The following is a 3,353-nucleotide window of genomic DNA, read 5'->3' as shown; positions in this document are numbered from 1 at the left end:
GAGCTCATGCTGGCGCTGCTGCTCTCGACGCTGTAATCGGCTTTGTTGCGGATGTCGTTCCAGCCCAGCGTGCCGGTATCGAGGCGGTTTTTGTCCGACGTGGCACCGGAGGCAATCACGCCGCCGTTAAGCTGGGTGTGGTTGCCGACGGTGATGTCGAAGCCGCCGCTGCCCGCGAATATGCCGCTCTGGTCGGTGACGCTGGCATAGTCGGCGTTCATTTTGTCCTGCGTCAGGCTGATATATCCGCTGCCGCCACCGCCGCCCCAGGTGAAGCTGCCGCCACCGCCGCCCCAGGTGAAGCTGCCGCCCGCTGCGGCGCTCTGCTGTTTCGAATCGTAATGTTCGGTGTCCTGCAGGCTTTCGACCGTCAGGTTGCGGTCGGTATCAGGTTGACTGCATAACTTATAGAATTAAAAATATCCGAAGAATACAGAATTTTTCAGTAACTAAGTTTATATTCATAGAACTTCTGCAATTCGTCGGGTTCACTTTCCAGAATGCCAATATAATGCTGGTATGATCGAACTAATTGAAGATAGCTAAATATTGCAGTTATTCCAAAATCTTCATATAAGTTAGAATATCCATCTTTTTTTTCTGTGAGGACACAGCCCCAATTATTCGGTAATGCATTGTCCAATACTTCAAAAATATTTGAAGGCACCCATAATGGATTGCTACCGTCGGGACAAAGGAGCATGTCAGTTCGGGTCGGATAAAACATAACACCATAGACCTTATACTCGACTCCTATTCTCAAAGGGTTAAATTGTGTTTCATTATTTTCGCCAATAACTCTTGCGTTACCGGAGAGATATTTTCCCGATGCTGACTTACATAAAACCAACATTTATCCCGACCTATTTGAATTTAAAGTTATCTACCTGACCAGTTGTCGTATTACGAACATAATGTACTTCAACGCCATTAATATTTTGCGCCATTTTCACCCGAGCATCTTCTTTCGGCCATCGCTTATCGGACATTGGTATAGGTAGTTGATGACCAGCCTCAGGGTTTAATAAGGCTTGTTCTATTTCCAATTTCTCTTGTAATCAGTTAGCTTCGGTCCTGCCTGTCGATCCAAGCGATCAGCCAGGTGCGTATCATTTTAATCGCTTTGTCGCATATATTGTACATGACTTATCTCCAAAGTAATGTTTACTACATATATATCGGTCTAATAATCTAAATTTTAATTTTCCTAGCTACTTCTCCAATATACCAATGCTCAGAAAAATATATCTCTCCATCTTCATTTTCACTGCTTCTCAGGATTCCTAATTCCGAAAAGCTATTTGGTAAATTTAAATCCCATTCTTTTATTATGCTTCTATTTGTCAATAAGGTCTTTTTGCCTAAGTAATTACTTCCTGGTTGTGTTTGGACATTAAAGTACTCTTCAGATGTAAATAGGCATAATTCACTAGAAAACATCTCTGGAAAAATAATGCAGCATGTGACTCTTGTGTTCGTTTCATTTTTTGGTTTAGCCTGAAAAATATTATAAGCGGCATCTATCATAAATTGTGCGCAAACAGATTGAATTTCACGGTTGGTTTGTCGTCCCTGAACCAATCCTATATGTACAGGTATCTTAATATTCCAATAACCATCGGAGTAGCTATCATTAGAAATAGTGGGGTATTTAGATGTATATGACTGTGACCATTTTCGCAATGATCGTAATCTCCGGGGGATTCCCCGCAATTTTTTACTGCTGAATGCTAACCTACGTATCGACATTTATAACTTCCTTCCTTTAGCTACTTCAGTTTTAGCCTGATTTATAGTCCCATCAAGATTCAAGACTGCCTTAAAATTGCCTCTTTTGTCAAAAAGCTCAAGATGGTCTTTATGCTGGCCATCGAGATAGAACTGATCTCCTTTTTTAATATTATCCCCTATATCACCCGTTGCTTTATATATACTTTGGCCTTGATATTGCTGGCTACTTTTCTGGGTATTTCCTTTAATATCACTACCAAACCCTGGTTGATTAAGGAGTTCTCCCATATTACCAACAGCACCTTTGTTGGGTTCATAACCATTAGCGAGATAAGCCAAATCATCCGGATTCTGTTCTGCAATTGGCGTGGTGGTGGTATTTCCACCCGTATACGGGTTGCCATCAGTGTTACCTGTATTGCTTGTTGACCCACCATTAGAGTTATCTGTATTACCGGTGTTCCATGAACCGCCTTGGCCTGAGAGTTGATCGCCGCCAGTATTACCACCGGTTAAATCCGGGGCAGAGTCGGGGAAAAATGTTCCAAAGCCCGGGCTACCTTTCAACTCTTCGTAGGCTGCCTTTTCAGACGCAGACAGATTTGCTATCAGCTGTGCATCACCCGACATTGCCGCCAACATTACGTTGGTTTTCTGTCCATCGGATAACTGCTCCATCGAAGATGAGACCGCGCCAATGCCGATTAATGCTCCTAACCCTGCGTTGACCACCTGATTGCGGCAGAGTGCGATTTCCGCACAGGCGGCAACACCTGAGCGAGCAATCACCGCAAGGTTATTATTCTCAACCTCATTCTTCCCGCCCTTAGCCCCATCGATCCCCGAGCTTACCTCTCCTCCGACTACGCCACCGGCGATCCCTGAGGCTAACGTTGCCAGCGCAACTACGCCTTGTTTCTCTTCCTCGCTCAGATCTTTGATGTCTTTGCCCGGATAGAGCGCTTCGGCGATGTACTTCGCGCCTGCGGCTGACAGCCCGGCACCGGCCGCGCCCGCTGCGGCATTGCCGCCTTGCATGTCGGCGACGACGGCACCGGCCAGCGCGTGGCTGATGATGCGTTCAGCGCCTTCGGCGGTGTGGGTTTTGATGTATTCAGCCATGTAAGGCGCGGCTGCGCCCGCCACGGCGGAGCCCCAGTCGCCTCCCGTCAGACCTTGTATGGCGGCGGTGATCGCCTGTACGGCTTTCTGTTTATCGCTGCCGGTGCCGTAGTCGTTTAGCGCCGTGTCGTAGGCGCGTCTGGCGATGTCTTCACCAGTTGGCGTTTTCCCTTCAGCTTCCAGCGCGGCTTTCGCGGCGGCGAGATTGTCGGGATTTTTCGCCGCTTCCTGCGCTGCGATTTTCCCTTCGGTGCGCACGATGTCCGCGACCTGCGAGCCGATTTGGGCGATGGCGCGGTTCTCGTCGATCCGTTGCTGCTCTTTGGCAGCATCGAAGATCGGCGCCAGCGTGCTGTGGGCGTTGTCGGTGTCGCGGCTTAACTCAGCGACATCCTGCGTCTGTTTCTCTTTATCGCGGATGACGATCGTGCCGTCCGCGACAGCGGAACCGGTAGTGCTGGCGGCGCTGGCGTCGTTGTTCAGCCCGGCGAGCATGCCGT

At 48.3% G+C, this 3,353-nt stretch carries 4 protein-coding genes and 1 pseudogene; all 5 read right to left on the bottom strand.

What is annotated here, in order from left to right:
* A pseudogene (locus UC15_RS24510) lies at positions 1-359 on the bottom strand (hypothetical protein); the annotation flags it as partial.
* Between the two features lie 83 nt (positions 360-442).
* Positions 443-853, bottom strand: coding sequence for a hypothetical protein (locus tag UC15_RS24505; protein ID WP_112291701.1), 411 nt, complete (start codon positions 851-853; stop codon positions 443-445).
* A 10-nt stretch (positions 854-863) separates the two neighbouring features.
* On the bottom strand, positions 864-1,046 hold the full coding sequence (locus tag UC15_RS25810) for a hypothetical protein (RefSeq protein ID WP_232829989.1): 183 nt from the start codon (positions 1,044-1,046) through the stop codon (positions 864-866).
* Positions 1,047-1,191: 145 nt separating this feature from the next.
* Entirely contained in the window at positions 1,192-1,749 is a 558-nt protein-coding gene (locus UC15_RS24495; protein ID WP_112291699.1) for a DUF3916 domain-containing protein, read from the bottom strand.
* The coding region (locus UC15_RS24490; RefSeq protein ID WP_198659763.1) for a VENN motif pre-toxin domain-containing protein at positions 1,750-3,353 on the bottom strand (1,604 nt) is incomplete at its 5' end.

The organism is Rahnella sp. AN3-3W3, from assembly GCF_003263545.1.
Lineage (GTDB): Bacteria > Pseudomonadota > Gammaproteobacteria > Enterobacterales > Enterobacteriaceae > Rahnella > Rahnella variigena.
This window is presented reverse-complemented; position numbering and strand designations above follow the sequence as displayed.